Source organism: Streptomyces sp. NPDC101234 (assembly GCF_044767525.1).
Classification (GTDB): Bacteria; Actinomycetota; Actinomycetes; order Streptomycetales; family Streptomycetaceae; genus Streptomyces; species Streptomyces sasae.
In genome coordinates this window covers 203,357-229,438 of sequence record NZ_JBIWOA010000018.1, presented here as the reverse complement: position 1 = coordinate 229,438, position 26,082 = coordinate 203,357, and the positions used below count along the sequence as shown (strand labels likewise).

General features: G+C 67.8%; 25 protein-coding genes and 3 pseudogenes. 11 read left to right on the top strand and 17 right to left on the bottom strand.

Features of this window, described 5'->3' with window-relative positions; genetic code table 11:
* Positions 1–91: 91 nt before the first annotated feature.
* A complete protein-coding gene (locus ACIRR9_RS30915) occupies positions 92–1,474 on the bottom strand; it encodes an MFS transporter (RefSeq protein ID WP_403758500.1) in 1,383 nt (460 codons plus the stop codon).
* 222 nt (positions 1,475–1,696) lie between these two features.
* Here ACIRR9_RS30915 and ACIRR9_RS30910 point away from each other — a divergent pair.
* Positions 1,697–2,148, top strand: a pseudogene (locus ACIRR9_RS30910) (transposase); the annotation flags it as partial.
* Positions 2,149–2,198: 50 nt separating this feature from the next.
* Here the strand turns inward: ACIRR9_RS30910 and ACIRR9_RS30905 are convergent.
* The 7 genes from ACIRR9_RS30905 to ACIRR9_RS30875 form a co-directional block, all read right to left on the bottom strand.
* Positions 2,199–2,651 (bottom strand): hypothetical protein, encoded by a 453-nt coding sequence (locus tag ACIRR9_RS30905; RefSeq protein WP_403758462.1) that lies wholly within the window; start codon positions 2,649–2,651, stop codon positions 2,199–2,201.
* 198 nt (positions 2,652–2,849) lie between these two features.
* Entirely contained in the window at positions 2,850–4,211 is a 1,362-nt protein-coding gene (locus tag ACIRR9_RS30900; protein ID WP_403758460.1) for an alpha/beta hydrolase family protein, read from the bottom strand.
* A 104-nt stretch (positions 4,212–4,315) separates the two neighbouring features.
* Positions 4,316–4,879: an ArsR/SmtB family transcription factor gene (locus ACIRR9_RS30895; protein ID WP_403758458.1), complete on the bottom strand. Its 564-nt coding sequence runs from the start codon at positions 4,877–4,879 to the stop codon at positions 4,316–4,318.
* Between the two features lie 1,128 nt (positions 4,880–6,007).
* Positions 6,008–6,733, bottom strand: a complete 726-nt coding sequence (locus ACIRR9_RS30890) for a GNAT family N-acetyltransferase (protein ID WP_403758498.1) — start codon at positions 6,731–6,733, stop codon at positions 6,008–6,010.
* Between the two features lie 493 nt (positions 6,734–7,226).
* Positions 7,227–7,586 carry a hypothetical protein gene (locus tag ACIRR9_RS30885; protein ID WP_403758455.1) on the bottom strand — a complete coding sequence of 120 codons (360 nt, stop codon included), beginning with the start codon at positions 7,584–7,586 and terminating at the stop codon, positions 7,227–7,229.
* A gap of 484 nt (positions 7,587–8,070) precedes the next feature.
* Positions 8,071–9,003 carry a transposase gene (locus tag ACIRR9_RS30880; RefSeq protein WP_403758452.1) on the bottom strand — a complete coding sequence of 311 codons (933 nt, stop codon included), beginning with the start codon at positions 9,001–9,003 and terminating at the stop codon, positions 8,071–8,073.
* 644 nt (positions 9,004–9,647) lie between these two features.
* A complete protein-coding gene (locus tag ACIRR9_RS30875; protein ID WP_403758449.1) occupies positions 9,648–10,502 on the bottom strand; it encodes a class I SAM-dependent methyltransferase in 855 nt (284 codons plus the stop codon).
* 99 nt (positions 10,503–10,601) lie between these two features.
* Here ACIRR9_RS30875 and ACIRR9_RS30870 point away from each other — a divergent pair, with 99 nt between their 5' ends.
* Positions 10,602–11,252 (top strand): recombinase family protein, encoded by a 651-nt coding sequence (locus tag ACIRR9_RS30870; protein ID WP_403758446.1) that lies wholly within the window; start codon positions 10,602–10,604, stop codon positions 11,250–11,252.
* Between the two features lie 54 nt (positions 11,253–11,306).
* Here the strand turns inward: ACIRR9_RS30870 and ACIRR9_RS30865 are convergent, their stop codons facing one another.
* Together ACIRR9_RS30865 and ACIRR9_RS30860 are read right to left on the bottom strand one after the other, a co-directional pair.
* Positions 11,307–11,525: a helix-turn-helix domain-containing protein gene (locus ACIRR9_RS30865; protein WP_403758443.1), complete on the bottom strand. Its 219-nt coding sequence runs from the start codon at positions 11,523–11,525 to the stop codon at positions 11,307–11,309.
* A gap of 322 nt (positions 11,526–11,847) precedes the next feature.
* Positions 11,848–12,162, bottom strand: a pseudogene (locus tag ACIRR9_RS30860) (DJ-1/PfpI family protein); the annotation flags it as partial.
* 259 nt (positions 12,163–12,421) lie between these two features.
* On the opposite strand from ACIRR9_RS30860, the gene ACIRR9_RS30855 reads away from it, so the two are divergent.
* Positions 12,422–13,273: a dienelactone hydrolase family protein gene (locus ACIRR9_RS30855; protein ID WP_403758440.1), complete on the top strand. Its 852-nt coding sequence runs from the start codon at positions 12,422–12,424 to the stop codon at positions 13,271–13,273.
* A 19-nt stretch (positions 13,274–13,292) separates the two neighbouring features.
* On the opposite strand, the gene ACIRR9_RS30850 is transcribed toward ACIRR9_RS30855, so the two are convergent.
* Together ACIRR9_RS30850 and ACIRR9_RS30845 are read right to left on the bottom strand one after the other, a co-directional pair.
* Positions 13,293–13,559, bottom strand: coding sequence for a hypothetical protein (locus tag ACIRR9_RS30850; protein ID WP_403758437.1), 267 nt, complete (start codon positions 13,557–13,559; stop codon positions 13,293–13,295).
* 195 nt (positions 13,560–13,754) lie between these two features.
* Positions 13,755–14,345: a TetR/AcrR family transcriptional regulator gene (locus ACIRR9_RS30845; RefSeq protein ID WP_403758434.1), complete on the bottom strand. Its 591-nt coding sequence runs from the start codon at positions 14,343–14,345 to the stop codon at positions 13,755–13,757.
* 51 nt (positions 14,346–14,396) lie between these two features.
* Between ACIRR9_RS30845 and ACIRR9_RS30840 the strand changes: the two genes are divergently transcribed.
* The gene (locus ACIRR9_RS30840) at positions 14,397–14,948 is read left to right on the top strand and encodes a GNAT family N-acetyltransferase (RefSeq protein ID WP_403758431.1); all 552 of its coding nucleotides are present in this window, start codon (positions 14,397–14,399) and stop codon (positions 14,946–14,948) included.
* 267 nt (positions 14,949–15,215) lie between these two features.
* Here the strand turns inward: ACIRR9_RS30840 and ACIRR9_RS30835 are convergent, their stop codons facing one another.
* Positions 15,216–15,716: a GNAT family N-acetyltransferase gene (locus ACIRR9_RS30835; RefSeq protein WP_403758428.1), complete on the bottom strand. Its 501-nt coding sequence runs from the start codon at positions 15,714–15,716 to the stop codon at positions 15,216–15,218.
* A gap of 692 nt (positions 15,717–16,408) precedes the next feature.
* Positions 16,409–17,116, bottom strand: coding sequence for an SMI1/KNR4 family protein (locus tag ACIRR9_RS30830; protein ID WP_403758425.1), 708 nt, complete (start codon positions 17,114–17,116; stop codon positions 16,409–16,411).
* Positions 17,117–17,454: 338 nt separating this feature from the next.
* On the opposite strand from ACIRR9_RS30830, the gene ACIRR9_RS30825 reads away from it, so the two are divergent.
* Together ACIRR9_RS30825 and ACIRR9_RS30820 are read left to right on the top strand one after the other, a co-directional pair.
* Positions 17,455–18,492, top strand: coding sequence for a phosphotransferase (locus tag ACIRR9_RS30825; RefSeq protein ID WP_403758422.1), 1,038 nt, complete (start codon positions 17,455–17,457; stop codon positions 18,490–18,492).
* A gap of 336 nt (positions 18,493–18,828) precedes the next feature.
* Positions 18,829–19,587, top strand: a complete 759-nt coding sequence (locus ACIRR9_RS30820) for a phosphotransferase enzyme family protein (RefSeq protein WP_403758495.1) — start codon at positions 18,829–18,831, stop codon at positions 19,585–19,587.
* Between the two features lie 262 nt (positions 19,588–19,849).
* Here ACIRR9_RS30820 and ACIRR9_RS30815 read toward each other — a convergent pair whose 3' ends face one another.
* A complete protein-coding gene (locus ACIRR9_RS30815; RefSeq protein WP_403758419.1) occupies positions 19,850–20,641 on the bottom strand; it encodes an AraC family transcriptional regulator in 792 nt (263 codons plus the stop codon).
* 6 nt (positions 20,642–20,647) lie between these two features.
* Between ACIRR9_RS30815 and ACIRR9_RS30810 the strand changes: the two genes are divergently transcribed.
* The gene (locus tag ACIRR9_RS30810) at positions 20,648–21,865 is read left to right on the top strand and encodes an MFS transporter (protein ID WP_403758416.1); all 1,218 of its coding nucleotides are present in this window, start codon (positions 20,648–20,650) and stop codon (positions 21,863–21,865) included.
* A gap of 566 nt (positions 21,866–22,431) precedes the next feature.
* A complete protein-coding gene (locus tag ACIRR9_RS30805) occupies positions 22,432–22,932 on the top strand; it encodes a hypothetical protein (protein WP_403758414.1) in 501 nt (166 codons plus the stop codon).
* Positions 22,933–22,942: 10 nt separating this feature from the next.
* On the opposite strand, the pseudogene ACIRR9_RS30800 reads toward ACIRR9_RS30805, so the two are convergent.
* Positions 22,943–23,050 (bottom strand): annotated as a pseudogene (locus ACIRR9_RS30800) (IS5/IS1182 family transposase); the annotation flags it as partial.
* 153 nt (positions 23,051–23,203) lie between these two features.
* Between ACIRR9_RS30800 and ACIRR9_RS30795 the strand changes: the two are divergent.
* Positions 23,204–23,743: a HEAT repeat domain-containing protein gene (locus tag ACIRR9_RS30795; protein WP_403758411.1), complete on the top strand. Its 540-nt coding sequence runs from the start codon at positions 23,204–23,206 to the stop codon at positions 23,741–23,743.
* Positions 23,744–23,758: 15 nt separating this feature from the next.
* Positions 23,759–23,890, top strand: a complete 132-nt coding sequence (locus tag ACIRR9_RS30790; protein ID WP_403758408.1) for a hypothetical protein — start codon at positions 23,759–23,761, stop codon at positions 23,888–23,890.
* A 136-nt stretch (positions 23,891–24,026) separates the two neighbouring features.
* Here ACIRR9_RS30790 and ACIRR9_RS30785 read toward each other — a convergent pair whose 3' ends face one another.
* Positions 24,027–25,568 carry an MFS transporter gene (locus ACIRR9_RS30785; RefSeq protein ID WP_403758405.1) on the bottom strand — a complete coding sequence of 514 codons (1,542 nt, stop codon included), beginning with the start codon at positions 25,566–25,568 and terminating at the stop codon, positions 24,027–24,029.
* On the opposite strand from ACIRR9_RS30785, the gene ACIRR9_RS30780 reads away from it, so the two are divergent.
* Positions 25,555–25,686, top strand: coding sequence for a hypothetical protein (locus tag ACIRR9_RS30780; RefSeq protein WP_403758403.1), 132 nt, complete (start codon positions 25,555–25,557; stop codon positions 25,684–25,686). The genes ACIRR9_RS30785 and ACIRR9_RS30780 overlap by 14 nt on opposite strands.
* The last annotated feature ends 396 nt before the right edge of the window (positions 25,687–26,082 follow it).

Here is a 26,082-nt window from a genome sequence, read left to right as displayed (position 1 = left end):
ACCGGCACCTGCACCACCTGCCACCAACCCCTGCCCAGAACAACCCCCACCAGCCAGAACCCGAGAGCCAGAGCAACTTAACGGAGTCCTACTAGGTCTTTTTCGGTGTTGCCGGCACGCACAGCAAGGCGAGGCCTGCAGCAGCCAGGTAGGCGAGCGCGCCGACGGCCATGCTGGTGCGCAGCCCGGTGCCGTAGCCGCCGGCGGTGGCAAGGAGGCTGCCGCCGAGCGCGACACCGGTGGCGCTGCCGATCTGGCGGGTGGTGTTGAACAGGGCGGAGGCGGCGCCCGAGTACGCCGGAGGTGCGGCACCCATCACGGTGGCGGTTGAACCGGTGAGGGCGAAGGAGGTACCGAATCCCGCGGCCATCATCGGGGCCACCAGCAGCGGGTAGGCGGGGTCAGCTCCCGCCGCGGCCCAGCCGGCCAGGCCCAGGGCGGCCAGGAGCATGCCGGAGAACACCAGCGGACGGTCGCCGGTGTAGCGGGTCAGCCGTCCGGACAGCACGGAGGCGAACATGGTCATCGCCACCGCCGGGAACAGTGCCAGCCCGGTGCCTAGGGCGCTGAAGCCGCGCTGGTGCTGGAATTCCAGGCTGGCGGTGAAGACCATGCCGTAGAAGCCGAAGTTGAACAGCAGGCCGATGACGGCTCCACCGCTCATCTCGCGTGACCGCAGCAGGTTCGGCGGAAGGACAGGAGAGCGTGCCAGGCGCTCGCGCACCGCGAACGCCACGGCGGAAAGCAGTGCCAGGCCCACCCCGGCCAGAACAGCCGGATCGGACCAGCCTCGCCGTCCGGCCTCGTTGAGCGCCGCGGTCAGCAGTGCCACCGCCACCACCACCGCACACTGCGCGGGCCAGTCCAGGGCCCGCCCGGCGCGCTGCGGTGAGCGTGCCACATGCCGAAGTGTCAGCACCAGGCAGGCCGCACCGACAGGCAGGTTGATGAGGAACACCCATCGCCAGCCCACCGTGGAGACGAGCAGCCCACCCAGCAGCGGACCGGCGGCGGCCGCGATGCCCGCCATCGAACCCCACAACCCGAAAGCCCGCGAGCGTGCGGCCGGCACCGGGTAGGCCTGCTGGAGCAGGGCGAGGGAACCAGGCACGATCAGAGCCGCACCGAGCCCCTCCATCAGCCGGGCCGCGATCAGCGACGGGGCACTCGTCGCAAGCGCGCACGCGGCCGAGGACAGCACGAACACCGCCACTCCCCAGCAGAACACGCGGCGGCTCCCCAGCCGGTCACCGAGCGCGCCACCGGTCAGGAGGAATCCGGCGAAGACCAGGGTGTACCCATCGGTGATCCACTGAATGCCGGTGAGCGAGGCCGACAGTTCCCGGCCGATCACCGGCACGGCGACGTTGATGGCGGTCACATCCAGGATCACCATGAAATACCCGGCGCACACCGCCAGCAGCGGCGCCCAGGACCGTCGCCCGGGCTCCGGGGCCGGCTCGGGCGACGACATCGGCTCACCACCGTCCGCCGACTCCGCGAACGCCACGGCCCCAACTCCATCCCATTCCGCCGAGAAACGCACCAAAAGACACAATAATGGACGTACGGGGAACGGTGAGATCGTTCGACGGCGGCGCGGAGACTTACCTTCGGCGGACCTGACGGGCCGTGACCTCAGCGACGAACGAGTAAGACGTCGCGTCTTTCGACTTGATCGTCCGCTGAGTGGCGCATGACAGATCTGGCTGGACGATTGGTACCGGATGGGTTGCGGGTGCTGTTCCGGCGGGTAGTTTCGCCGACAGGAGTGAGCCGACAGAGGTGAGGCGCGCGCCGAGGGTCGGCCGGCGGGCCCGTGACCGCGAGATCTTGGCGGCGATCATCTTCGCGGCCACCTCGGGCTGCACCTGGCGGCAACTGCCGTCGGTGTTCGGGTTGGCCTGGCCCACGGTCTACCGGCGTTTCACCCACTGGAGCCGAGAGGGTCTGGGCCAGGCTCCACGGGGTCATTCTCGACGAGCTCGGTGCCTGCGGTGAGCTGGGCCGGTCTCGGTACGCAATCGACTTCGTCAGCATGAGGGCGGCAAATGGGGGCCGCCGACTGGACCGAATCCGACCTACCGTGGCGAACCGGGATCGAGAATCCACCTGGCTCGCCGAGTGCCGTCGCCTGCACTGCCGCTACGAACGCAAGGCTGAGCGCTTCCTCGCCTTCGTCGGCACATCCGCTGCCCTTATCGGCTACCGCCCCCTTGGTCGGTGCAGTGATCCTGAGACGACAACGTGGGCTCACCTTCGCGGCCGTTGCGTCTCAGGAGGCCGGTGACTCGGCTCAGCCATCCCGCCCGGGGCTGATTGTCCCTGTCGATCAAGAAGCGAGCCGTCTCTCGGAGGCCTTGTGCGGGCTTGCCTATCTGGTGACGTTGCCAGTAGCGGGCCACTCTCCGCTCCAGATCGACCAGGTCACTCCTGTTGGTCCTGGTCAAAACGACCGGGCCTTCCCAGCCTTCGGGTGCAGTCAGTGCCAACACGCCACCATCCGGTGAGTACGCCGCCGTGTACTCACCCTCCGACACGTCAATCGCCTCAAGGTAGTTCGTGGCACGCACGAAGGACTCGAAGACATTCAGGTCCTCGTCTTGGTCAAAGATGAGCGCGGTGTCGGCAGGGAGGTCCATGTCGATCACTGTGACAGCTACTCTCCTCGTGCTGCACCAAATAAACGACCTCCAAGGCCAGCCGGGATCGTCAAATGCCGTTCCCGACGCTGGCTGCAGGCATTGGCTTATGAGCCTGGGCCTTGCCTGCGGCCGCCACACCCGACAGCTCAGAAGCGCCGCTACGGCGCTCCGGAACCACCTTCGCTGCGGATCAGGGGCTGGTCTTCACGCAGCAACACCCCACCACACCGCCCACGGTACGAACCCGACCGCGGCCAGCCCGACCGGCGCCAGCCGCAGCCAGACCGCCCAGCTCGATGTCGGCCGCCGGCGCCACAGTGCGGCCGCCGAGACACAGGCCGACACCACCACCGCGACGGCAAGCCCCTGCGCCGCCAGCCAGAAGGCCGGACGCCCCCACACAACGGGCGCCGCCGCGTCGTTGCCCACCACATAGACGGCGAGCGGACAGTCCACCGTCGCCACGACCGCCAGCAGGCCGAGCCCGGCCAACCACCGTACCGGGCGCAGGACCGGGCCCCGGCGCAGGAGGGCGCTCACCGGATAGGCGGCGAAGCCTAGGAGAAGGAGTGCCGGGGCGAGCCAGGCATACCAGGCGTGGCCCGGTACGGGGGCGGCGGCGAGTGCCTGCCCGGGTGCGGGGGCGGCGCTCGATGCCGGTGGGTGGCCGGCGGCGACGGCCCGGACCCATGAGGTCATGGTCTGCGCATAGCGCGGGGCCAGCTCCCCCAGCTTCTTGCCGTGGAAGAGCGGGCCGCCGATCCGGTCGAACCCGTCCGACGTGCGGTGCCCGTTGTGCGCGCCGCCGGCGACGAAGCCGATGACGGCGTGCCGGTTGCCCGCACGGGCCAGGGCCTCACGGAAGATCCGTGCGCTCTCCCGGGGCGGCACCTGCGTGTCGTGCTCGCCCCACAGCGCCAGTATCGGCGTTCGATGGAGTTGCTCCAACACCGGCAAGGGGTCGAAGCCTGCCTCGGGGAACAGACCGGTCGAGCCTACGAATTGGGCGGCCGGGCCGGCCACGACGCGACGGAACGGTCCGCCGACCCCTTGGTGCTGCAGATGCGTGGTGAGGTACCAGGCCTGGGTACGCAGCGGGTCGTAGCCGGAGCCGCCGATGGTGACGACGAACGCGACGTCGGCCGAGCGCGATGCGGCCAGCGGCGCCACCCAGCCCCCCTCGCTGAACCCCCACAGCCCGACCTGGCGTGGGTTCACCCCGCTCCTGGACTGCAACAACCGCACTCCGGCGAGCGCGTCATCGGTCAGCAGGCCGAAGTCTCGGTGGAGAAAGGAGTATCCGACGGTCCGCTTGTCGTAGACGAGCGTGGTGATCCCGGCCCGGGCGAACGCCTCGGCCTCCTGCTGGTACTCCACCCGGGGCCCGGCACCCGCGCCGCCGACGAGTACGATCCCGGGTTCCGGGCCGGATGCTCCGTCCTTCCTGAGGACGGTGCCGTGCAGGACGAGCCCATGGCCGCCCCGGAAGGTGACGTCCTGGTGGACCAGCCCGTCCTCACGGGCATACGCCGTTGGCGCGGCCAGCAGGAGGAGGATGCCGGCCAATGCCCCGGATAAGAGGGCCAGTAGGGCGCGTATCGGTGATGCGGACGTAGCCGAGAGCAGCACGGCGTGCGTTCCCCCTTCATCGTCGGTTGGGTTGCGCGCGGTCAGTCGGTCTCGGGAATTCCGAGCAGCCGGACGAGCACGGTCCGCGCCTCGGACGCGTTCCCTGGTTCCCGGGCCGAGTACCGGTAGAGGAGCGCGATGTACTCCTCGAAGAACTCGCGGAGTTGGGCGGGGTCGACCCGGAGCGTGGCGCGGGAGAAGAGCGCCGCGTCGGCCCAGGGCCCCAGCGCATCCCGCGCCTCCTCGAACCGACGGGCGGAGTCGACCAGTTCGGCGAGGTTGAGCCGATGCATTTCGGTCAGCGCCTCACGCATCTCCGGCGTCTGCCGGCTGTACGGCGGGAACCGCCGGTCCCCCGGCACCGCCCGCCACCACCGCTCCCGCCCCTTCGCCAGCTCCGGGACCTCCTCGACGAGGCCGTGCTTGGCCAGTTGCCGCAGGTGGTAGCTGACCAGTCCGGTGCTCTCGCCCAACTCGCGTGCCAGCGCGGCGGAGTTGGCCGGTCCCCGGCGGAGGCATCTCTCGATCTTCTGCCGCATCGGGTGCGCGAAGGCGCGCAGGGCCTCGACATCGGTGATCTCTTGAGCGGGCGGTTGTTCGGCCATACCGGAAGGCTACGAGTTGCAAAGGATACTTGCAAGGGATATTTGCAAACCTCCTTTGCAACTCTTGAGCGCGGACCGGGCGCGACCTGGTCACCCCTCCCCTTGCCGGCCAGTGCGCTGTTGAGTTGCGGTCAAAGGGCGGGCCTCGCGCGATCCTTCATCCAGATCATCAAGGCGCACAGGCGGGGACCGACGAGGTGACCCTCGGGGTCTTGTCGTATGGGGTGACTGTCCTCGCCAGGCCTTGAGCTTGTTGATCAGGCGCTCGACGGTGGTGCTCTCCTTGTGGAGCTCGAGATGGGTAGAGCAGCGCGCCACGTCGAGATCCGCAAAGCCCCCGGAGGCCAAGTCGACGACGCCGGTGTTCCGGGCACACGCCGGCCCTAACGGCTTCACGCCGAACAGCACGTTGCCGGGTCGAAGTCCCGGTGCAGGTATGGCCCTTCGTAAGGCGGCGCGACCCTGCGGATCATCGCTACCCACGCCGCCGCGGCGGCGGCGCCCTTCGGAACGACGGCCGTGTCGGCGATCGTCAACGTCACGCACTCCCGGGGCCGCTCCGCAGGGCACAGGGTGCGGATCGCCACGAGTTGACGGGTCAACAGACGGAGTCGCGTCTCACCGGGTGGCCGTGTTCACGGGGTTGGGATCTGGCTCAATTTCCGTGAGCTGCGCACGCTGAATCACGGTTCGTGGTGGTGTTGGTCTTCTGAAAGTCGCCCGAAAATGATCAGCAGTGACCTCGGGTACCTGACAGTTCGGGACCCTGGAAGAAGTGGTCCTCCGGCTGGAGGAGTTGCTGTTCCCGTCGATCGGGGACGGGTCGGTGGTGTCGGTGGACGTGAGCAACGAGACGTTAGGACCCCGAGCACGCAGCACGACGACCGGTTTGGCGTTTTCGGGCGGTGGGAAATGGTCGATCCGGTTTCATAGCTCCCACCTGCAGTTTCCTGCGGATGTTCCCAGCGCGGGACGCCGGGTGGTGCTCTGTCTGCGGGTCCGCCACTTCGCCTGCCCGGTCGCTTCGTGAGGGCTCCGGACGTTCGTGTGCCTGCGAGGCACCGCACCTGAGCCATCCCAACAGGTCAGGCTTCTGGAAGTGCTTCGGCCGGACCGATGTCGGTTCAGTTACCGCAGGTGGAGCCACCAGGTGATACCTTCGCCGATTGGTGCGAACCCGCACGTGCGGTAGAGCAGGCTGCCCTCGTCCGTCGCATTCAGCATGACCTGCGACGCCCCGGCTTCCCGCGCGGCGGAACACACGGTCCGCAGCAGGCCGGTTCCCAGTCCACGACGACGGAACCGCGGCCAGACCTCCATGTCGAACACCCCGGCAATGCCGTGCGGGCCGCCGTCGTAGTACGACCACGCCCGCCCTGCGAACCATCGGACGGACGACGCGGGTTGGGTATATGCAGCCGCGTACCAGGCCACCTGCGGCTCTTCACGAGCCAACTTCAGCCGGTCGCGGTACTCGGAGTATTCGCCGTCGTAGTCAAGGGTGTCGGTCTGGAGCTCGATGCGACCATCCTGGTCACCTTCGTCTGCTGCGACCGCAGCCAGCGGCGCTGTCATCCACCGAATCGTCCAGCCGCGATCGAAGCCGCATTCCCGCAGTGCCGACGCATCGACGCGTGCGTTGAGCCAGACCCCGACGGACGACCGTCCGCGATCCAGCGCCTGCTGGACTCCGCGCCGCACCACCGTTGTGTTGAGCTCGCCGGGGAACATCAGGTTCAAGCCCTCGGGACTGTCCGTCCAGGTCAGCGCGCCGTCTTGCCATGATTGGCCGCCGAGCACCTCTGCCTGCGCCCGGAACCAGGAGGTCTGAACGCGCTCGCAATCCTCAACCATCACCCGCAGTACGCTACCGGCGAGGACCGACGGCGACCGGCGACGGGACGGCCCGGCTTGAACTCATCTGGCCGATCATGTGCGGAGCCATTTGACCGTTGCTGTAGGCCTTGTCGGCGGCGATGCTGACCGGCTTGATGCGGGACCACCCGACTGGCCGCGGTACTCGGATCTTGTCCAGCACGGCTTGGAATTGTGTGCAGTCCGCCCGCCGGCCTGCTGTGATCAGCCGCGACAGCGGTCCGCACCAACCATTGCTCAACTGTCAGGTACGGCCGCGGCCGCTCCCACTCGGCGTCAGTCAGATCACCCCGCCCCATAACCTCAGATAACGAAGCAGCCCCCCCCACATCCCGTCGCGAGATCGACCGGACAAGCCCTGGTACGAGCCCTACCTGCACGCTCGCTGGAAACAGGGCCGCACCAACGCATGGAAGGCATGGGAGGGGATCGTGCCACTCGGCTACAAAGGCAGCTACGAGTGAGTTCGCACCTACTTCCGCGCCAAAACGCCTCTCGGTCGATCCGGGCACCACTCCCCCGCCCTCACCCTGCAGCGTCGCCGACTGGAGCCTGCGCCACCCACCCCGACTCCCTCTCCGAGGTCGAACAGCTCCGACTCAAGGCCGTTCTGGCCCACTGTGCCCAACTGGAAGCCCTCACCGGACATGTCCGCGCCTTCGCCCACATCCTCACCGATCGACAGGGCCACCGGCTGCCCGAGTGACTCGACGCAGTCCGCCAGGACGACCTGCCCGGTCTCCATACCCTCGCCGTCGGCATCGATCGAGACCGGGCCGCGGTCATCGCCGGGCTCACGCTGCCCTGGAAATCGAGCTCTGTCGAAGGTCATGTCAACCGGATCAAGATGCTCAAACGCCAAATGTTCGGCCGGGCAGGGTTCCAACTGTCGAACCAGCAGGACCGTATGGATCCGGGTCAGCAGAAAAGAAACCCACCCGCACCGTCGACGGGCCATACGTGTAGTGCTCCCTACCCCTCGCTGGCGGCAGGGACTTCCACTCACATTGCTCCAGCGGATTCGACAAGGAAGCATCGCACCGCCGACATCTGAAAACGATCAGCACCCTCGATACTTCTCCCGTCGACAGCGCGCCCACTCTTGCTATCCAACACCCATGCACGTTGGGAGACCAGACTCAGCTTCAGGCGCAGGTCACGCTCTGTTACACACCGAGGCCGCAGCACTGAAGTTGTGCCAGAACCGTCTCTCGTGAACATCGAACGTGGCACAGTACGGGTGCGTCCCAGGGCATTGGGCAACCGCTGCCCAGACTCGGGCTCCGGTCCACTTCATGTGGTCGCGTGGCTCTCGGTTACGCCAACAGGAGTCGTTTGCGCAGGAGATCGAAACCTTCACGGCCGAACATCTGGGGCCTGAGCATCTTGATCCGGATGGCATGCCCCTCCACTACGCCAGAGTTCCAGGGCAGTGTGAGGCCCGCGGTGACGGCGTCGAGGTCGCGTTCGACGTGTTGGGCGAAGCTCCGGAGGCTGGGCAGCTCGGTGGCGGAGGTAGCCGCTTCGATCCAGGTCGGCAACTGGTCGCCCTGGAGGTGAGCGACCATGTACCCGAAGGGGCGTACGTGCTCGGCAAGTGCCGTCAGTTCCGCGTAATTGGCCAGGACGGCTTTGAGTTGGAGCCGGTCGCCTGCCGGCAGGGCATCGGGGTGGGTGAGGATCCAGCGCGCAGCAGCCCGGGCTGACGGCGGGCGGGGGCCGACCGGTTGGGATTTGCCGCGAAGCGTCCTGCTGACATAGGCACGGACACCGGCGTAGCCGCGGGGACAGTAGCCTGTTCCCTGATCTCCTCCCACAGTTTCCAGGCGTTGGTGCAGCCTCCCTGCCAACGCTGATCGAGGTAGGGCTTGTAGTCGTCGAGCATGGGCGCGGCTTTGCCACTGCCCGGAGAACGTCTCCTCTGTAGTGACGGCACGGGACAACGCAAGATCGTGTTGAGGGTCATGCAGTTCCTCAGGGTGGGCCGGCGTGGGACGCAAGCAACCACGGTGCCGGTAGACGCACTTGTCGGCGGCTTCGCCCAGGTTGTGCCAGAGATGCCACCGGTCGGCGACCTGGAGGGCCTGCGGGGCGCCGCGGGTGGCACCTTCGGCGAAGAAAGACGCACGGTCACGGCAGACGATCTCGATGCCGGGCGGCTGGGCGAGCCAGGCCGCGCGCGTGTCCGCCTCCCGATCGGGGACCAGGTCGACCAGGCGACGTGTCTCGACGTCGACCTCGATGAGCACGTTCCGCAGACACAGCCCTTGGAATGGGCGTACTCGTCCACGTCGACCACGCGGGGTACTGCGGTGACGGGGTCCGGAAGCGAGGCGATCAGCCTCAACAGGGTGTTCCGGCTGACCGGGACCTTGATGTGTCCGTCATCCGGGCGCCGACCCGGCCCGCGAGCGCAAGACCGACCGACACCAGCATTGACCGCAGCCGCTCGTTCCGTCGCCCGAACCTGCGGGTCAGACCGGGTACTTGCTCGGCGAAGAACAACGACACCACTACGACCTTGCCCGCCGTCGGCAGACCACGTGGAAAGCGCAGGCAGGAGCCATGCATTCGCCCTGACTGGCAACCACACCCCGGGCAGGCCGCCCGCCCTGCGGTCGTACGCGCTCCGACCCGTACGACCGTGTCGGTCACCTCGACGGACTCCACCACCACGCCCTCAACGGAGGAGCACAGCAACTCGTCCAACTCCGGCAGCACTTCATTCACGGCGGTGGACTGTCGACCACGCCGCCATCCAGCCGGGCGGTTTTCGGTCGGACTTCAGTGGTTGTGGGCGGTCAGTGCGCGCATGGCTGGCCAGCCGTGCATGAACCTGGTCCAGTCATCTGGCCCCTCTTGGAATCGATCATCCAGGGAACCGGGAGGTGCTCTACCGGCGGACCGCCGAGATCAGTCCGCCGGGCCGATCCTCGCGCTGCGGCGGGGTGCTGATGATCGGGCGGCCGTAGGCGGCAGCGCGCTCCCGCAGGGTGTGACTGTCGGCCTCCCAGCCGTGCCCGGCCAGCCAGCCCACCGGGTCGTCGGGCATCTCCGAGACCCACATGGACGCCGCTGATCCTGGCACGGCGTCCGCACTGAAGCGTTCGATCACGCCGCGCGAGCCCAACGTCAGCCCCATCCGACTGCCTGCCGCCGACTGCGTGCTGATCCGGGCCAGCAGCAGCTCCACCGCATCCTCGGGCAGATAGATCAGCAGTCCTTCGGCGATCCACGCGGTCGGCACGGCCGGGTCGTGCCCTGCGGCGGCCAGCGCGCCTGGCCAGTCCTCACGCAGATCCACCTCGACGGTGATCCGCTCGCAGCGTGCGACGGCCCGCTCCTGGCGCAGCACCGAAGCCTTGAAGTCCAGTGGCGCGGCGGTGTCGACCTCGAAGAGCCGGGTGCCCTCGGGCCAGTCCATCCGGAAGGCCCGGCTGTCCATGCCGGCACCGAGCAGCACGACCTGCCGGACCCCGGACGCGGAGGCCTGCTGCAACAGGTCGTCGAGGAACTTCGTCCTGATGACGATGGAGAACGCCACGGCCAGCCGGCGGCGGCGCGCGGCCTCGTCATCGGGCAGCGGCGGCGAGGAGGGCCACAGGCCGCCGGCCGCGGCGAAGGCCTGTGCCAGTGGGTCGCGGAACAACGCGTTCGCCCGCTCGGTCTCCAGCGCCCGCACCCGGGCCACCCCCACCGCCGTGGCCCACACGCCCGACGGCCGCACCCGCTCCTGCTCATCAGTCACCGCGCCAGCCTAGGTGATCGATTCCAGGAGGCCTCATGAGTGGAGCAAGGTTCATGCGCGGCGATCCAGTCATTACCCTGTACTCCCGAAGCTGCCGTGATGCGACAAATAGCCCTCTGTGACGTCCCGTCACCTTTCGCCACTCCGCCTGGTAGATCGCTGCTTATTGCAACAACTGCTGACCGCCTGTCCGGCTGGCCTGGTCTTGCGGCACGCCGATGTGCAGTGTCGGGAAACGATCGTCTGTCGACACCTCATCAGATCGACACGCTCCTGTCGCACGAGGTGGAGCGGAACAACATGCACATCGACACCGCGAGCGGCGCGAAGGCGTTTCGCCCCAAGCTGGACCTCGTGCTGCAGCTACTGCGGCCCGGCGACACCCTGAAGATCACCCGGCTCGACCGGCTGTCCCGATCTGTCCTCCGCCTGGTTACCCTCGGCGCCGAGCTGCGGGAGCGCGGGATCGTTCCGCATGTGATCGAGCGGGGAATCGACACCGCCGCCGTGGAGGACCGGGCGATGGACGGGCCGACCGCCGCCCGCGGCCGCGGCCGGGTCGGTGGACGCCGGCCGAAGCTGACCGAGGACCAGGCGGCCCTTGCCCAGCAGCTGTACGACCCTCGGGAGAAGACGGTGCAGCAGATCGCGGATCTGTTCGGGGCACCGCGGTCAACGGTGTACGGGCATCTCAGCAAGCCCGATGCCGGGCCCCGCCAGCCCAAGAAGACCATGGTCACGAAGCCCTGAAAGCAACCCGCCGGTTACTTTTTGCCTGGGGACAGAGACAGGACGCCGGGGTCGTCAGCGGGTGCCGGGCTCGTGCGGGATGTCGCCGACCGGCACTGCGGGCGAGCGGCGGAACATGGCGCGATAGTCCCGCGGCCGTCGGCCCGTGTGCCGGGCGAAGACAGCGCTGAACGTGCTCGCGTCGGTGTACCCGAGGTCGGCCGCGATGCGTGCGACCGTCCTGTCGGTCGTCTCCAGCAGATACCGGGCCCGGCGGACCCGAGCGGACTGCATGTACGCGAGGGGGGGGCTGGCCCGCCTCCTCACCGAAGCGACGGAGCATCGTCCGCGTGCTCACGTGAAACGCCGCGGCGAGGGCGGAGAGGTCGTAGCGGGACCCCAGATTCCGGTCGAGCCACCGCTTCACACCACGGGAGAACTCGCGGCCTGCGACGGGCAGCAGCGCCGGGTCGACGTACGGGGCCTGGGTGGTACGGGCGTCGTCGACGAGCGCCACACGCGCGGTGCTCCGGGCGACGCCGGGGCCGTCCTGCTCGCGGATGAGCTGGAGTGCGAAGTCGTACATGGCACTGAAGGCGGCCGTGGTCGTCACCCCGCGGTCGGTGACGACCAGGCGCTCGGGGCACACCTTCACGTCGGGGTACCGGCGGGCGAGGCGATCCGCGAACAACCAGGCGGTCGTCGCCTCACGCCCGTCGAGCAGACCGGCCTCGGCAGCGAGGAAGGCGCCGACGCAGATCGACACGACGGCGGCTCCGGAGGCCGCCTGCGAGCGAATGGCCGCCACCTCGGGCCGCAGGTCCGTCAGTGCCGCGTCCAGATCGAGCGCGGGCGTGAGCTCGAAGCCCGGCACGACCAGCACGTCCAACGGGCGCATGGCCGAGACACCGACCGTCAGACCACCGGACATGATCACCCGCCGTCTGGGCGAGACCACGGACACTTCGCACGAGGGTCGTGCCACCCCCTGCGCCGCGGCGATGTGACGCGCCATCACCAGCAGGTCCGGGACTCCGAACACCTCCGAGCCGAAACACCCGGGGTAGGCCAGCACTCCCAGTCGTAGTGAACTCACGTGTCCCCCCGGCACGAGCGGGTGGCGATTTCGCCGCAGTATCTGGCGATGCCGCCGTTTCCGAGAGAGACAGTCTCCTGCCACGCTCCCCCGCATGACAACCACGCACCTGCGACACGACGACTCCCTGGACGACTTCTCGCACCGCGTCATCGACATCGACACGGTCGGCAAGACCGTGCACGTCACCGGGTCGGGGCCGGCCGTCGTCCTGCTGCCGGAGATGCCGGGGATCAGCCCTGACGTCGCACGTCTGGCGCGCTGGCTGCGCGATGCCGGCTTCCGCGTGTACCTGCCCTCCCTGTTCGGCGTCGACGGCGCCTACCCGACCGCCGACGCGGGTCAGGCCGTCGTCCGGCGTGCCTGCGTCAGCGCCGAGTTCCGTGCGTTCGCCGGCGGCGGCACCAGCCCCGTCGTGGCGTGGCTGCGCGGGCTCGCACGCGTGGCGCGCGCGGAGTGCGGCGGGCCGGGCGTCGGCGCGGTCGGGCTGTGCTTCACCGGCAACTTCGCCCTGACCATGACGCTCGAACCCGCCGTCATCGCCCCCGTCGTCAACCATCCCTCACTCCCTCTCGACGACCCGGCGGGCCTGGAGATCGCAGCCGATGACGCCGCCCGCGTGGCCGAGCGCATCCGACGCGACGGCCTCAAGGTGCTGGCCTACCGTTTCGAGAACGACAGGTGGTGCACCGGCCGACGGTTCGCGGCCTACCGGACTCTGCTCGGCGACGCGTTCGACGGCCGTGTGCTCGCGGACGAAGCGGCGAACACGAACCCGCCGCCCTTCTTCCGCGACGTCGTCGGCTGCGCCCACAGCGTCACCACGGCCCATCTCGTCGACGAGCAGGGTCACCCGACCACGCGCGCCCGTGACGAGATCATCGCGTTCCTCGCCGAACGGCTGGGGCCGACCACGCCCGACACCGAAGCCGACGGGCCGAACTGAGGCGAGCGCCTCGACAGACTCACGTCACCCGCCGCGGTGGACTCCACGCCGTCGACGAAGCTCGCGCAGCACCCGACCACGCCCAGGGCCGGGCCGCCGGCAGGGCCACGAGGTAGGTGACGTCGTACCCGTCGCCCTGACAAGCCCCACCCTGCTGGTACTCCCGCTGCCGGCCGGTGGCCTGCTGATGGCCGCCCTCGGCTTTATTCTCCGCCCGTGTGTCGATCTTCTGCACGAGCTGGATGAACAGGTCCTCCAGCGAGTCGGCGATCTCCGTCTGCCGCACGTGGCACAGCGTCGCCGGCAGCGTGTGTCGCTCCGGATCAGCGGCCGCGGTCAGGTCGGACGACCGAGGTCCCGGCCGGCGGTCGCAGCAAGTCTTCGTGCCGTTGGTCGCGCCGGTCTCGGACACGGCGACGACGCCGGTGATCCGTACGGGCGCAAAGGGGACCGCTGGGCCGCGTCGAGTGATCGTCGATGATCAGTGCGAGTCGGTCAGGGCGGCCAGGTAGTCGTCCAGGAGTTCGACCTGCCGCCGGGGCGGGAACACCTCCGGGTCGAACAGCGCCTGGACCACCAGGCCGAGGATGAAGGCCTGAGCCCCGGCCGCGATCTGGGCGGGGTTGCCGGGGGGTAGTTCTCCGAGCTCCTGGGCTGCGGCCACCCGCTCGGTCAGCCGGTCCCGGCCTTTCGCGTACTTGCGGGCGTAGTCGGTGCTCAGGGCGGGGTCGGAGAGTGCGGTGTCCCAGGAGGAGACCCAGATGCGGTTGCTGTCGGTGGCCTCGGGGGTCAGCGGCAGGATGTCCAGCAAGGCGTCCCTGAGGGCGGCCATCCCTTCGCCCGTGTAGCGGCGGGGGCGGGAGACGGTGCGCTGTTCGAGCAGGTCGAGGGCGTACTCCACCAGGGCGTGCTTGGTGGGGAAGTAGTGCGTGAGCAGGCCGGTGGTCGCGCCGAGTTCGGCGGCGACGGCGCGCAGGGTCAGGCCGGCGAAGCCGCGGGTGGCCATGACCTGCCAGACGGCTGCGGAGACGTCGCGTCGACGGGCCTCGTGATCTCCCTTGGTGCGTGGCATGCTGCCACGGTACATTGCCACAACACTTGTTATGTAAATGGGGAGGGTCACATGTTCTCGCTGTCGCTGCGCGACGACGTTCGCCTCGGTCCGCTGGAGGTCTGGCATGCCGAGGAGTTCGCCGACCATCTGGACCGGGCCCGCGAGCACATTCGTCCCTGGGTCGGGCCCGCGTTCGTCACCGACGACGTGGACGGGGCGCGGGCCACGTTGAAGCGGTACGCCGAACGCCAGGCGGGCGACGGTGCCCGCCTGTACGGCATCTGGCGAGACGGCCTACTGGTCGGCGGTGTGATGTTCACCGGTTTCGATGCCGCTGCCGGCTGGTGTGAGATCGGTTGCTGGCTGGAGCCGTCCGCCGAGGGCCACGGACTGGTCACACAGGCGTGCAGCGCTTTGCTGGACTGGGCGTTCACGTCCCGGGGGCTGCATCGGGCCGAATGGCACTGCCGGGCCGACAACGACCGCAGCTCAGCGGTGGCCAAGCGACTGGGCATGACGCTGGAGGGGGTGCGCCGCGAGGCATGGCCGTACCAGGGCGTGCGCTACGACAAGCAGGTCTGGGCGATCCTTGCTCCCGAATGGCGAGCCCTGGGCCGGTGACCGGCGACGGTCTCGTCCGGCCGGCACGCCGTCGATTCAACACCCCCGCCGAATCGGGAGTCATTGCGCACGAGAAAATACGACGAGTGCGTGCCGCCCTGCGGCTGCACGGCATTACCGACGACGTGGTCGAGCTTCCGGTGCTGCTTGTATGCCTCGCTGTCGGAAGCCCGGTTGACGGCCGCCGAGCCGACCTCGCCGCAGACGGTGGCCACTTGGATCGAGACCGGCACTACCGCAGGGAATCTTCTGCAGGTCACGTATTGCTTACGCCGAGGCTGCAGGGCGGCCCAGTGAGTACACCGTGACAGGGTTGCCGAGCAGTTCATCATCCCGAAGGGGGGTGAAGCCGAGCCTCTCGGCCACCCGCACCGAGGCGGTGTTGCCCGGACGGATCATGGCTGTGAAATAGTCCGAGTCCAAGGACGCGAATCCCCATTCTGCGCAGGCATGAGCCGCCTCGGTCGCATACCCGTGACCCCAAGCATCAGCCATCAGCGTCCAACCGAGTTCAACCTCGTCGAAGACTTCCCAGAAATTCAGACCACACCGGCCGATGAACGCCCCACTGGACTTCAACTCGACAGCGCACAGCCCGTGGCCCCGCTCGGCCCACTGACGTTCGATCAACTTGAGTCGAACCAGGGCCTGTTGATGTGAGTAGCTGCCCACGAACCGGTTCACGCGCGTGTCTTCATGGAGGGCGACGAACGCATCGACATCCTCAACCCGTAGAGGGCGCAGCAAGAGCCGTTCGGTCTCGATCACTCAAACTAGCCTATCCGCACGAGGACCCACGTGGGCGACCGAGTGATCACGCCGACTGAAAGGCAGAGGGACAACTGAAGCGACGGCGGGTCGGCGAGCGTTGCTGAAAACCATCGACGTTCCGCCGGGAAAACGCCCTCCCGCGTTTCCACATCACACCGTCATACGTCGCCCGACTCAAAACCACGCCGGCCACACACGCCGGACCGGCCACCACCCGCGCAGCCTTCGAGTCGGTGTGAACGCTATCGGTCGAAGCCCGGCGCACGTAATCGTCCAGTGAGGGCGGATACGCGCTCGACGCGGGCATGGAGCTGTCGGACCTGTCGGCGGGGATGCGGTTGGGGTTTCCTGCCAGCTGGGGAGATCTTCGCCCTGCCATGGGCGATGGCAGCATGACAAGCCGAGTGTCTGGGGTAGTCGCCGTCAGCGCCTGTGGTGTTCTTGCGAACGGCGGTCTTCGTTCCAGACAGCTCCCACGGCCAAACCACGCCGCGTCATCAGCGATGGTCCAGCAGTTCTTGCACGGCAGGTCCGACAACAGTCCAAGCTCCAACTGGCAAACGTGACGCCGGGGTTCGACGCGAGCGACCCCGGCCAGCGATCCGGCCCAAGAGCCCCTCGAACGCCGCCTCCCAGCAGGCAGGATCCACGCTGTGTCCTGCGGCCTCCGCGCGGCTGGAATCTCCGGCTTATGAGTCGAACCAGCGCAACCAGATGGGCGTGTCCATCCCCGCCCGCCAGCTCCGGTGGGCAACACGGCGTTCTTCGGGGGTCGCCAGTGGCTCCTCGTGGGCGAGCCAGTCGAGGTACCACTCCGCGAAACTCGCGGGTTGGCGGGCATCGTTCAACAGCGGGTTCAGACGATCGCAGGTCGCGCGTCCGTCGAACCACATGGTCCCTCGCATGGGCCCGCTCATCACCAGGAGCGTGTAGAAGCCACAACCGTCGTCACAGAGAAAGGCAGCCCCGCAAGTCCGAGCATCTTCGGCCGCATCGGCGGCCTCTCGCCAGACGTCCTGATCAGCTTGGTACGCCGCGTCCGAGGCATAGTCCTCCCGCTTCGGCTCCTTTTCCCAAAGATCCTCACTCGCCGCGAAAGCCGTGTCGTGATCAGGGAAGGGGGCATGCAGCTTCGCATGGTCCGCATGCCGGGCGCCGTCCCAGTCCCAGCGTGACCCATCGAACCGCAACGTGCGCAACCGGCCGCCGGCGCTGACCCGAAGCAGGTACTGACGATAGTCGTCGGGGAACGTCACGCCGAACTGTTCCTCGACCTGGCGTACCTGCGCCTCGCTCAAGGCTGGCGGGAGACCGCTTTGCCCTCTTGGGTCCGTTCCCCGTCGTGCGTAGAGAGCGATGGTCCGCTCCCGCACCTCGTCCCAGTCCACTGCCTGCATGCCCGGCAAGATAGCGCGGCGGCGGAGATCACGATCTACGGCTGGAGTACCAGCCCGACTGTCGCGTCGGATGGGCGCCTGGTTCCACTGCCCCGGGGTTGGGTGGTGCTCTCTGGAAGAGTTGACTCACGGAGCCTGGCCGTGTTGTCCCGACCTCAGGTCCACGTCGGTGAGGATGCAGCTGCTCGACGCAGCCGTCCTGGACCAGGCCTCTGGCAGGCGGGCCCGCTGCCGTTGGTCGCTCTGCCTCTGGCCGCGCGCATCACCGACCACGACACGCGCAGCGTCGACTTGGAGACGCTCGCCTGTCCGGGCGGCCAGCGCGGCAGCAGGCCGCCGTGCAGCTCGACCAGCTGCTCGCCGTCCGGGCGCGGGCAACATGGCACCCGAACCGGAACACCGTCGAGGTGATCTGGCGCTGTTCGCGCCTCGCACACTCCCACGGCCGACGACTTCGCATCCACATCCGCCTGTCCGGCAGCACCTCTCAGGTCCGGCTGGCGTGCTCGTCCGTGACGTGCTCGCGCTGCACGTGCGGCAGTCTGAGGAGTAGATCCCTGGCGGGGGTTTCCTCGGGTGCGGATCACATGCCGGACAAGTCATTGGGCGTGGAGGTGACGATCAGGGAGGGTGGGCGGATGCCTGAGTCGTCCTTGCCCGGAGGTTTCGTCAATGCGGTTGTTCGTGTCGGGGACACGGTGCGTCGTCCGGCCTCGGCTCGCACGAAGTTCGTGAGTGATCTGCTGAGAATGCTCGAATCCAGTGGCTGGACTGGCGCCCCGCGTTATCTCGGTAGGGACGACGAGGGCCGTGAAGTCCTTGGCTACCTGGAAGGCCATGTGGCCTGGGAGCCGCGCCAACCTGCTGCTGTGTCATCGGACGAGAGTCTGATGACGGTCGCCCGGCTCGTGCGTGAGTTCCACGACCTGACGGCCGGCACCCGGCTGGCCGGAGACCAAGAGGTCGTATGTCACAACGACTTGTCGCCGAAGAACACCGTCTACCAGCTGTCCAGCGGCGAGCTTCGACCGACGGCGTTCATCGACTGGGATCTTGCTGCGCCGGGCGCGCGGATCCACGACATCGCTCATGTCTGCTGGCAGTACCTCGATCTGGGCCCTTCGGTCACCGACGTGGCGGAGGTAACCCGGCGCATGAGGCTGATCGTCGACGGCTACGAGTTGTCTGACCGGCAACGTCTCGTGTCCACGATCTTGTGGTGGCAGGACCGGTGCTGGCGGGGCATCGAGGCCCAGGCCGATGCGGGTGACATCGCCATGGCCCGGCTCCGTGACGCGGGGGCGGTGCGGCAGGTTCAGGCGGCCTATCAGTGGGTTTCCGATCACCGGGACTCATTGGAATGCTCAATGCGGTGAGCGCGTGGGGAACGGCCGCAGTCGGTTCGCTGGTTCCTCCCCGTGGTGGTCGGACAGCCTTCTACGGTCCAACGCATGGTGGATCCCGAACTCCTGGAACGGATCACCGCGCGCCGCGCGCCATGCGGAACTGGACGAACTCGAAGAACAGTTGGCGGAGGTGCGGGCCGATCGAGACGAATCGCCGTCGGCGAACGTGTCCTCGGTCCCTGTGCTGGACTGCGCTCCACGCTTGTTCGTCAACCTCTGTGCCTCCCTGGTGCTTCCCTTTTACGGGGTGATCACGGCGGCCTGATCGGACACACTGGTTCGGTGCAGCATGATGAAGAACAGCCGTTGTCCGGTCGCAATGTCAGCGACGGTGTCGTTCGAATCGGAGATACCGTCCGCCGTCCGGCCGGACCCTGGACTCCCGCGGTGCACGCCTTGCTCACCCACCTGCACGAGGTGGGATTCCGTGCGGCGCCTCGCCCTTTGGGCATCGACGACCAGGGGCGCGAGGTCCTGACCTTTGTGCCGGGACATGTGGTCTGGCCCGACCGGTTCTCTCTGCTGGACCCCGCTCGGCAACTGGCTCGCGTGGCACGCCTGATCCGGGACTTCCACGATGCGGTGCAGGACTTCACGCCACCACCCGACGCGCACTGGCAGGTGTTGATCCCCGCCGAGGGCAGCGACATCATCGCCCATCACGATCTGGCCCCATGGAACCTCATGGTCACAGACGAGTCCCAGTGGGCCTTCATCGACTGGGACACCGCCGGCCCCGGTTCCCGCCTGTGGGACGTCGCGTATGCCATGCACGGTTTCATCCCGTTGTCCGCGCATCCCGACTGGCAACGCCGCGACGCGGCAGACCGACTGCGAATCTTCGCCGACGCCTACGGCCTCGATGAGGCCGAACGCCGCCGGCTGGTCCCTCTGCTGGGGCGCCGCACGCGTTCCATGCACGACTTCCTGCGCGACCGGGCCGCCCGGGGTGTCCAGCCCTGGGCAACTCTGTGGGCCGCGGGCCACGGCGACGCCTGGCGAAGCGACGCCGAATACATCGAACAACGCGAAGACCAGTGGACGCACGCCCTGCTCACCGGTTGAGGCACTTCCGCGCGCTCCTCGCCGCCATGTCGCGCGGTGTCCCGAACCGGATCGCTCGCTCGGGCGTTCACCGGACGCTGAGGCGGCCGGCCTTCGACTGATCATGTGCTTCGACCAAGGTGCACCGAACAAGACGATGGCCGTGAGGGTGAGTGTGCCGCCTCACGGTATGGGTGATTCCGGTGCTCAACTCGACGGTGTGGCCGACATTGAGGTAGCGGCCCGACGCACACCACCACCGGAGCAGGCTCGTTCGAGGGGCTCAGCCAGTCGGGTGGGAGCCCGGGGTGTGGCCGAAGGTACGACGGAAGACGTCGATGAAGGCACTGGTGGACGACCAGCCGCACCGATGTGCCACCGCAGTGACCGGCGTTCGCTCGGTCAGAAGGACCAGTGCGTGGTGGAGACGCAGTTGTGTGCGCCACTGCGGGAAGGTCATGCCAAGGTCACTGCGGAACAACCGGGACAGGGTGCGGTCGCTCGCCCCGACCTCGCGGCCAAGCTCGGCGAGCGTGCGACCGTCGCCCGGGTCGGCTTGCAGGATGTCGCACAGGGCACGCAGCAGGGGCATGGTGGGAGTCGGCAGGTGCAGCGGCTGCTGGGGGGACGCTCGCAATTGGTCGAGGAGAACAGCCCGAAGGCGGGCGCGTTCGGGACTGCCGTCGTCCTCGACGCGCGTGAAAGCAATGATCAGCTCGCGCAGCAGCGGGCCGACAGCAAGCACGGTCGGCGCATCGAGGCCGAGGGGGTTCTCGGTGACGGGGAGCCCCACCAAGTGCAGGTCGAGTTCGCCGTAGGCGCGATGCGCGTGCACGGTGCCCGCGGGCACCCAGATGGCGCGCGTACCAGGGGCGACCCAGGATCCCTCGCTGGTCGTGACGGCCAACACCCCGCGGCCTGCGTAGACGATCTGGTGGTCGTCATGCCGGTGGGCGTCGATCGCAGCGCCGGACGCCAGCCACCGGGTGCGCGTCGGGGCTACGGGATCGTGGCGGATTTCCATCATCATGTGGCAGTTTATCGGAAGCGCGACATGATGCAGGGCCCGGAACATGGCGGGATGCGAAGGAACACCTCGATCGTTCTGCTGTCGGTGGGACACGCCTGTGTCGACATCTACCAGGGTTCCGTGGCCGCTCTGGTGCCGTTCTTCATCACCGAACGCGCCTACACCTACGCGGTCGCCTCGGGCATCGTGCTGGCCGCCTCGTTGCTGTCCTCGGTGGCGCAGCCGGTGTTCGGCGCGCTGACCGACCGCTGGGCCATGCCCTGGCTACTGCCGGTCAGCACACTGCTCGGTGGCCTCGGCATCGCGCTGAGCGGACTGAACGGCTCTTACACGCTCACCCTCGTATTCGTCGCGGTATCGGGAATCGGCGTAGCCGCCTACCACCCCGAATCGGCCCGCGTCGCCCGCATGGCCAGCCAGGGCAGTCACCGGGCCATGGGATGGTTCTCCACGGGCGGCAACATCGGCTTCGCACTGGCCCCACTCATGGTCGCCGCGGTGGTGGCCACTGGAGGACTGCGCTGGACACCCCTGTTGATGTTCCCAGCACTCGCCGGTGCCACAGTTTGCCTGCCCGTGGTGCGCGCCCTGCAGCAGAGGCAGACCGGCGTCGGATCCGGTACGACCGTGCCGGCAGCGAGCGACGACACAGCGTCCTTCGTGAGGCTGTCACTGGCCGTGGTCTTCCGTTCTATCGCGTTCATCGGCCTGAGCACCTTCATCTCGCTGTATGCCCGGCAGCGCCTGGGCGGCAGCACGGCCGCGGGCACCGCGGCCCTGTCCGTGCTGTACCTCGGCGGTGCGATGGGCTCGGTACTGGGCGGTTCGCTGGCGGCCCGCTGGGACCGGGTAACGGTCGCACGCTGGTCCTACCTGATCACGGCCGCGGCCGTCGCGGGTGTGGTGTGGGTGCCGGGCCCGGCGATCTACCTGTTCGTGGCGCTGACCTCGGTCGGCCTGTACGTGCCCTTCTCCCTGCAGGTCACACTCGGCCAGGACTATCTGCCCTCCCGGATCGGCACCGCCAGCGGAATCACCCTCGGTCTGACCGTCAGTATCGGCGGCCTGGCGAGCCCCGCCATCGGTAGCCTCGCCGACGCCACTTCGCTGCAGACGGCCCTGGCGCCTCTCGTCCTGATGCCCGTGCTGAGCTGGCTGATCTTCCGCGCCCTGCCCGAACCGAGCGTGCCGCAACCATCTGCCGGGGCGCCCGCGAAGAGAGACGACACCAGTGCCAGGCTCAGTGCCACTCTTACCAACCCCCGATGACCAGCCCGTTCGGCGGGGCGTCATCAGAACGGGCGTCGGATGAACGTCACAAGCATCATCCCAGTGTCAAAAATCGCCCGTAGTACCTCTACCGCACACCATGCACTCCGCCAGAACCGCGGCCGACGGCACGAGATCGCCCACTGGGAGCTCGGCGAACTGCCCATCGTTCCCGACCTGGACCGGCTCAACACCTCATGGCGAACCTCGGCGATACCTTCGCCGCTCCGGCTGGCGGGCTCGGTAAAGCCGAGGATCTTTCGCGTAACTGACCTGGTCACAACCCGGGTTACACACCAATTGGCTTTATCCACGAGTGGTGGTTCTGGCCCAACTTCTGTGACGCGGCCGCTCTGAGTTTCAGTGGTGAGCTTTGGGTCGGAGGGGCAGGCGGCTTCGCCTCACCGGCTTGGGGCTTGGCGCCCACGCGCGCCGGGTATCGCAGGCGCATGCAGGCATGGGGAAGGGCCGGGTGGACGGGACCCCGGTCGGAGACTTTTCTGCGGCGCGTGCTGGGCCGGGCGTTGGCGGGAGTTGTGGCACAGCCGTGGTGGATCCCGCGGCGCGTGTTGACCGTGATGTCGGTCGATGTCGACGCCGCCGCCGGTGTCGGGGCGATCTGGATCGTGTGGCGTCCGAAGTCACCGCGCGCGCGTGAACACATTGCGCTCCTGGAGCGATACGAAGAACGGTGGCGGTACGCAGGGGGCGGCAGCGGCCCCGGAGACGATCCTGTCGACATCGATGTGCTCGACGTTCGCACTGGCGGGGGCGTCCTCAGCCTCACCCGCGGAATTGACCCTGCACACCCCATCACCGCAGCCCCATGGATCAGTTGCGCCAAGGTACGCCTCGGGTGGAACGTGGGTCACGTTCTCATCGGTGCCCGCCGGATCGAGAATTCCGAGCGGTGCCAGCTCATCGCTGTTTGGACGTCCCCCTACACCAGTCGCGAAGCCCGTCCCGTCATCGTGGCCCTGGGACGCGACGGCGCCGAACTGTCGCGCATTGGTCCCCATGACAGCCTGGACACTCATACCTGGGCACGGCTGCGAGAAGGTCTGTAGCCGGCCTGATTCGCCCCTTGCGCACCGGATCGGCGCCCTCGCGCCGCAACGCCGTGATCGGCTTGCCGAGCCGACGGGGACTCAGCCCGGCAAACGGAACTATCCAGGAACTATCCAGGACAGCCCCAACGCCGTGACCACACCAGCCACATGGAGGTCATTCCACCGCAAGATCACACACTGGGCCCCTTCGGAGGCAAGAGTCGCCTGGTGCCTCGTGAGCGTAGAAATCCCTTTGCCGGGGTTCGCCTCGCGCCTTGAGACTGAGGTCATGCTCGGATTCGTCAGCACTGACAACACAGCCCTCGTCACGTGCCTGGGAGATCCTCAGCGCACCGTTGCGGCATACCGCGAACTGCTGCGGCGCGGAGAGACCGCACTGAGCGCCGTTCGCGCTGGTCTGCGTGACGAGAATCCGGCCGTCCGTGAGGGCTGCTGCCGCCTTCTCGATCACCTGGTCGACACCGAGTCAATGGGCGAACTCGTCGCCATGGCCGACGATCCGGACGCCCGCGTCAGGATCGCCGCATTCCACGCTCTGGCCTGTGACCGGTGCAAGGGCGACACCTGCGCACCGGGCCCGGACCAGGTCCTCGAACCCTCGCTGCACCACCTGGCGTCAGATCCCGACCCGCACGTCCGGGCAATGGCGGCCGAACTCGTCGGCAAGTTCGCCCACTCCGATCCACGCGCCCTTGCCGCCTTGAAGGCGTCCCACGCCGACGACCCGAGCCCCGCGGTACGGAAGAAGGCGGGTTGGTTCACGCCCGGCGGAACCATCTACGAACGGACCCTTCCGCCCACGACCTGATGAGCAGGACAGCCTTTGACCAAGGTGGTAACCGACCCGGCCGGGCTGCCGCTGCCGCTGCCGCTGCCGCTGCCGCTGCCGCTGCTGTGGATCTCACCGACGATGCCCGGCCGCACGCACGGAGCTCGGGCAGCTTTCCCGCCATGACGTGCACAGCTTTCCTGGTCTCGATTGGCGATGGGTGGGCGGGTGGGCTTCTGGAAGGAGCACGCGGTGCACAGGCATCCAAGTCCCAGCGGAACTGAAGGAGGAGCAAGTTGCGCACCGCGTGCCGTCTGAAGGGTCAGCCCATATGGATCGCGGGGGCACCGTCCTCGGCATGCTGACGCTGGGCGTTGATGGCCAGCACGGTGATGACCAGGCCCGCGAGGAACATGGCCGCCGCGGCAGTGAAGGCCATGGTGTAGCCGTGGGTCAGGGCCTCGGCTGCGCGGGCCACCAGGTCGAAGTCCCTGGCGGCGAGGCCTCGGTAGAGAGTGGTGGCCGCATCGGAGACCTTGTCGTTCGCGGCCGAGGTGGCGATCGTCGACAACACGGCCAGGCCGAGAGCGCCGCCGATCTGCTGGGCGGTGTTGAGCAGGGCCGACGCGATACCTGTGTCCTGATGGGCGACGCCGCTCACGGCGCCGAGTGTCATCGGCACGAAGCTCGCACCCAGGCCGAGGGAGGTCACGAACATCGCGGGCATCAGGTGCGCGGTGTAGGAGGAGTCGGGTTCCAGGGTGGCGAACCAGAACATGCCGACGGCTGCCACCAACAGCCCCGGACCGGCGATCAACCGGGGTGCGACATGGGTGACGAGCTTGGAGCTTATGCCTGCCGCTGCTGCCATGCCGAAACTGAAGGGCAGGTAGGCGAAGCCGGTCTTGACCGGGCTGTAGCCGAGGATCAGCTGCATGTACAGCGTGAGGAAGTAGAAGGTGGCGAACATGCCGGCGCCGATGAAGAGCATCGTGGCGTAACTGCCGGAACGGTTGCGGTCCTTCAGCAGGCGCAACGGCATCATCGGGTCCGCGCTGCGGGCCTGCAGTACAAGGAAGGCAGCGAGCAGCGCGGCCGCTCCCGTGAAGGACGCCAGGGTCAGCGCGTCGGTCCAGCCGTGCTCGCCACCACGGGTGATGCCGTAGACCAGGGCGATCAGGCCGCCGGTGCCGGTGATGGCGCCGGGCACGTCGAGACGGCCGGGGTGGCGTTCCGCCTCGACGAGGGTCTTGGTGCCGGCGAGGACCGCGAGACCGATGGGGATGTTCACGAAGAACACCCAGCGCCAGTCGAGGAGGTCGGTGAGCGTGCCGCCCAGCAGGAGACCGACGGTGGCGCCGACGCCGCCCATCGCGGCGTATACGCCCATCGCGGTGTTGCGTGACTTGCCCTGCGGGAACGTGGTGGTGATCAGCGCCAGGGCACTGGGCGCGGCGAGCGCGGCTCCGACGCCCTGCAGGATCCGGGCGGCGATCAGCAGTCCCTCGGCCGGGGACAACCCACCCAGCAGGGAAGCCAGGGTGAAGACCGCGATGCCGGCCTGGAACATCCGCCGCCGCCCGAACAGGTCACCGGCTCGCCCGCCGAGCAGCAGCAGTCCGCCGAAAGCCAGGGCATAGGAGTTGACGATCCAGGCGAGGTTGGCGTCAGTGACGTCAAGATCGGTCTGGATGGCGGGCAGTGCGATGTTGGTGATGGTGGCGTCGAGGACGACCATCAGCTGGGCGGCGGCGATGACGAACAGCGCCAGTCCGAGATGCCGGCCCTGGCCGGGCGGCGTATTCAGCGTATCGACCGGCGTATCGGCCGGTGCCACGCTGTCCGTGGGCATGTCGGTGGACATGGAAGATGGCTCCATAAAAGAGTTGCTGATGGAATGGATGCTGCGAGAAGAACGCGTCATCGCGGAATTTGCAGCACCACAGGAAAGCGCCAAGATGCCTGCGCCGGAGAGAATCTAGCACCACCGGAGACCCGACTCGGACCACATCAAGATGGCAAAGTCACGCTTGACATGAGGAGTTGATTTGTGGGCACGGGAAATGAAATCGATTGCTCACGAGTTTCCGGAAAATGCAAGTCGGATTTTCTCTGCATGAGCCAGCCGAGAGCGTGGGAATATCGCACACACCCCGACGAGACCCAGGAGCATGGAGTGGTCGGGTTCGTCGCGCCGGAACGACACCGGCCGGCGGGATCTCCACAAGGAGGGGAGCACAGCAGAAATCCAGACCCGTAGGCATGGTGCATCCCCCGCCCGGGTCGACGAGGGCTTGTCCGGACAGAACCATGCCCACGCCTGCGCCTGCTCGCGGCCCGCGCAAGTACCACCTCCCACCCCTCGGCGCACAGTCGCA

What these genes read in the sequence shown, in the direction of transcription:
- ACIRR9_RS30915 (WP_403758500.1), bottom strand. Translation starts at nt 1,474, where the DNA reads ATGTCGTCGCCCGAGCCGGCCCCGGAGCCCGGGCGACGGTCCTGGGCG.
- ACIRR9_RS30895 (WP_403758458.1), bottom strand. Translation starts at nt 4,879, where the DNA reads ATGGCCGAACAACCGCCCGCTCAAGAGATCACCGATGTCGAGGCCCTG.
- ACIRR9_RS30890 (WP_403758498.1), bottom strand. Translation starts at nt 6,733, where the DNA reads ATGGTTGAGGATTGCGAGCGCGTTCAGACCTCCTGGTTCCGGGCGCAG.
- ACIRR9_RS30885 (WP_403758455.1), bottom strand. Translation starts at nt 7,586, where the DNA reads ATGACCTTCGACAGAGCTCGATTTCCAGGGCAGCGTGAGCCCGGCGAT.
- ACIRR9_RS30870 (WP_403758446.1), top strand. Translation starts at nt 10,602, where the DNA reads ATGCGACAAATAGCCCTCTGTGACGTCCCGTCACCTTTCGCCACTCCG.
- ACIRR9_RS30865 (WP_403758443.1), bottom strand. Translation starts at nt 11,525, where the DNA reads ATGCAGTCCGCTCGGGTCCGCCGGGCCCGGTATCTGCTGGAGACGACC.
- ACIRR9_RS30855 (WP_403758440.1), top strand. Translation starts at nt 12,422, where the DNA reads ATGACAACCACGCACCTGCGACACGACGACTCCCTGGACGACTTCTCG.
- ACIRR9_RS30845 (WP_403758434.1), bottom strand. Translation starts at nt 14,345, where the DNA reads ATGCCACGCACCAAGGGAGATCACGAGGCCCGTCGACGCGACGTCTCC.
- ACIRR9_RS30840 (WP_403758431.1), top strand. Translation starts at nt 14,397, where the DNA reads ATGTTCTCGCTGTCGCTGCGCGACGACGTTCGCCTCGGTCCGCTGGAG.
- ACIRR9_RS30830 (WP_403758425.1), bottom strand. Translation starts at nt 17,116, where the DNA reads ATGCAGGCAGTGGACTGGGACGAGGTGCGGGAGCGGACCATCGCTCTC.
- ACIRR9_RS30815 (WP_403758419.1), bottom strand. Translation starts at nt 20,641, where the DNA reads ATGTTCCGGGCCCTGCATCATGTCGCGCTTCCGATAAACTGCCACATG.
- ACIRR9_RS30810 (WP_403758416.1), top strand. Translation starts at nt 20,648, where the DNA reads ATGCGAAGGAACACCTCGATCGTTCTGCTGTCGGTGGGACACGCCTGT.
- ACIRR9_RS30795 (WP_403758411.1), top strand. Translation starts at nt 23,204, where the DNA reads ATGCTCGGATTCGTCAGCACTGACAACACAGCCCTCGTCACGTGCCTG.
- ACIRR9_RS30780 (WP_403758403.1), top strand. Translation starts at nt 25,555, where the DNA reads ATGTCGGTGGACATGGAAGATGGCTCCATAAAAGAGTTGCTGATGGAA.
- ACIRR9_RS30785 (WP_403758405.1), bottom strand. Translation starts at nt 25,568, where the DNA reads ATGTCCACCGACATGCCCACGGACAGCGTGGCACCGGCCGATACGCCG.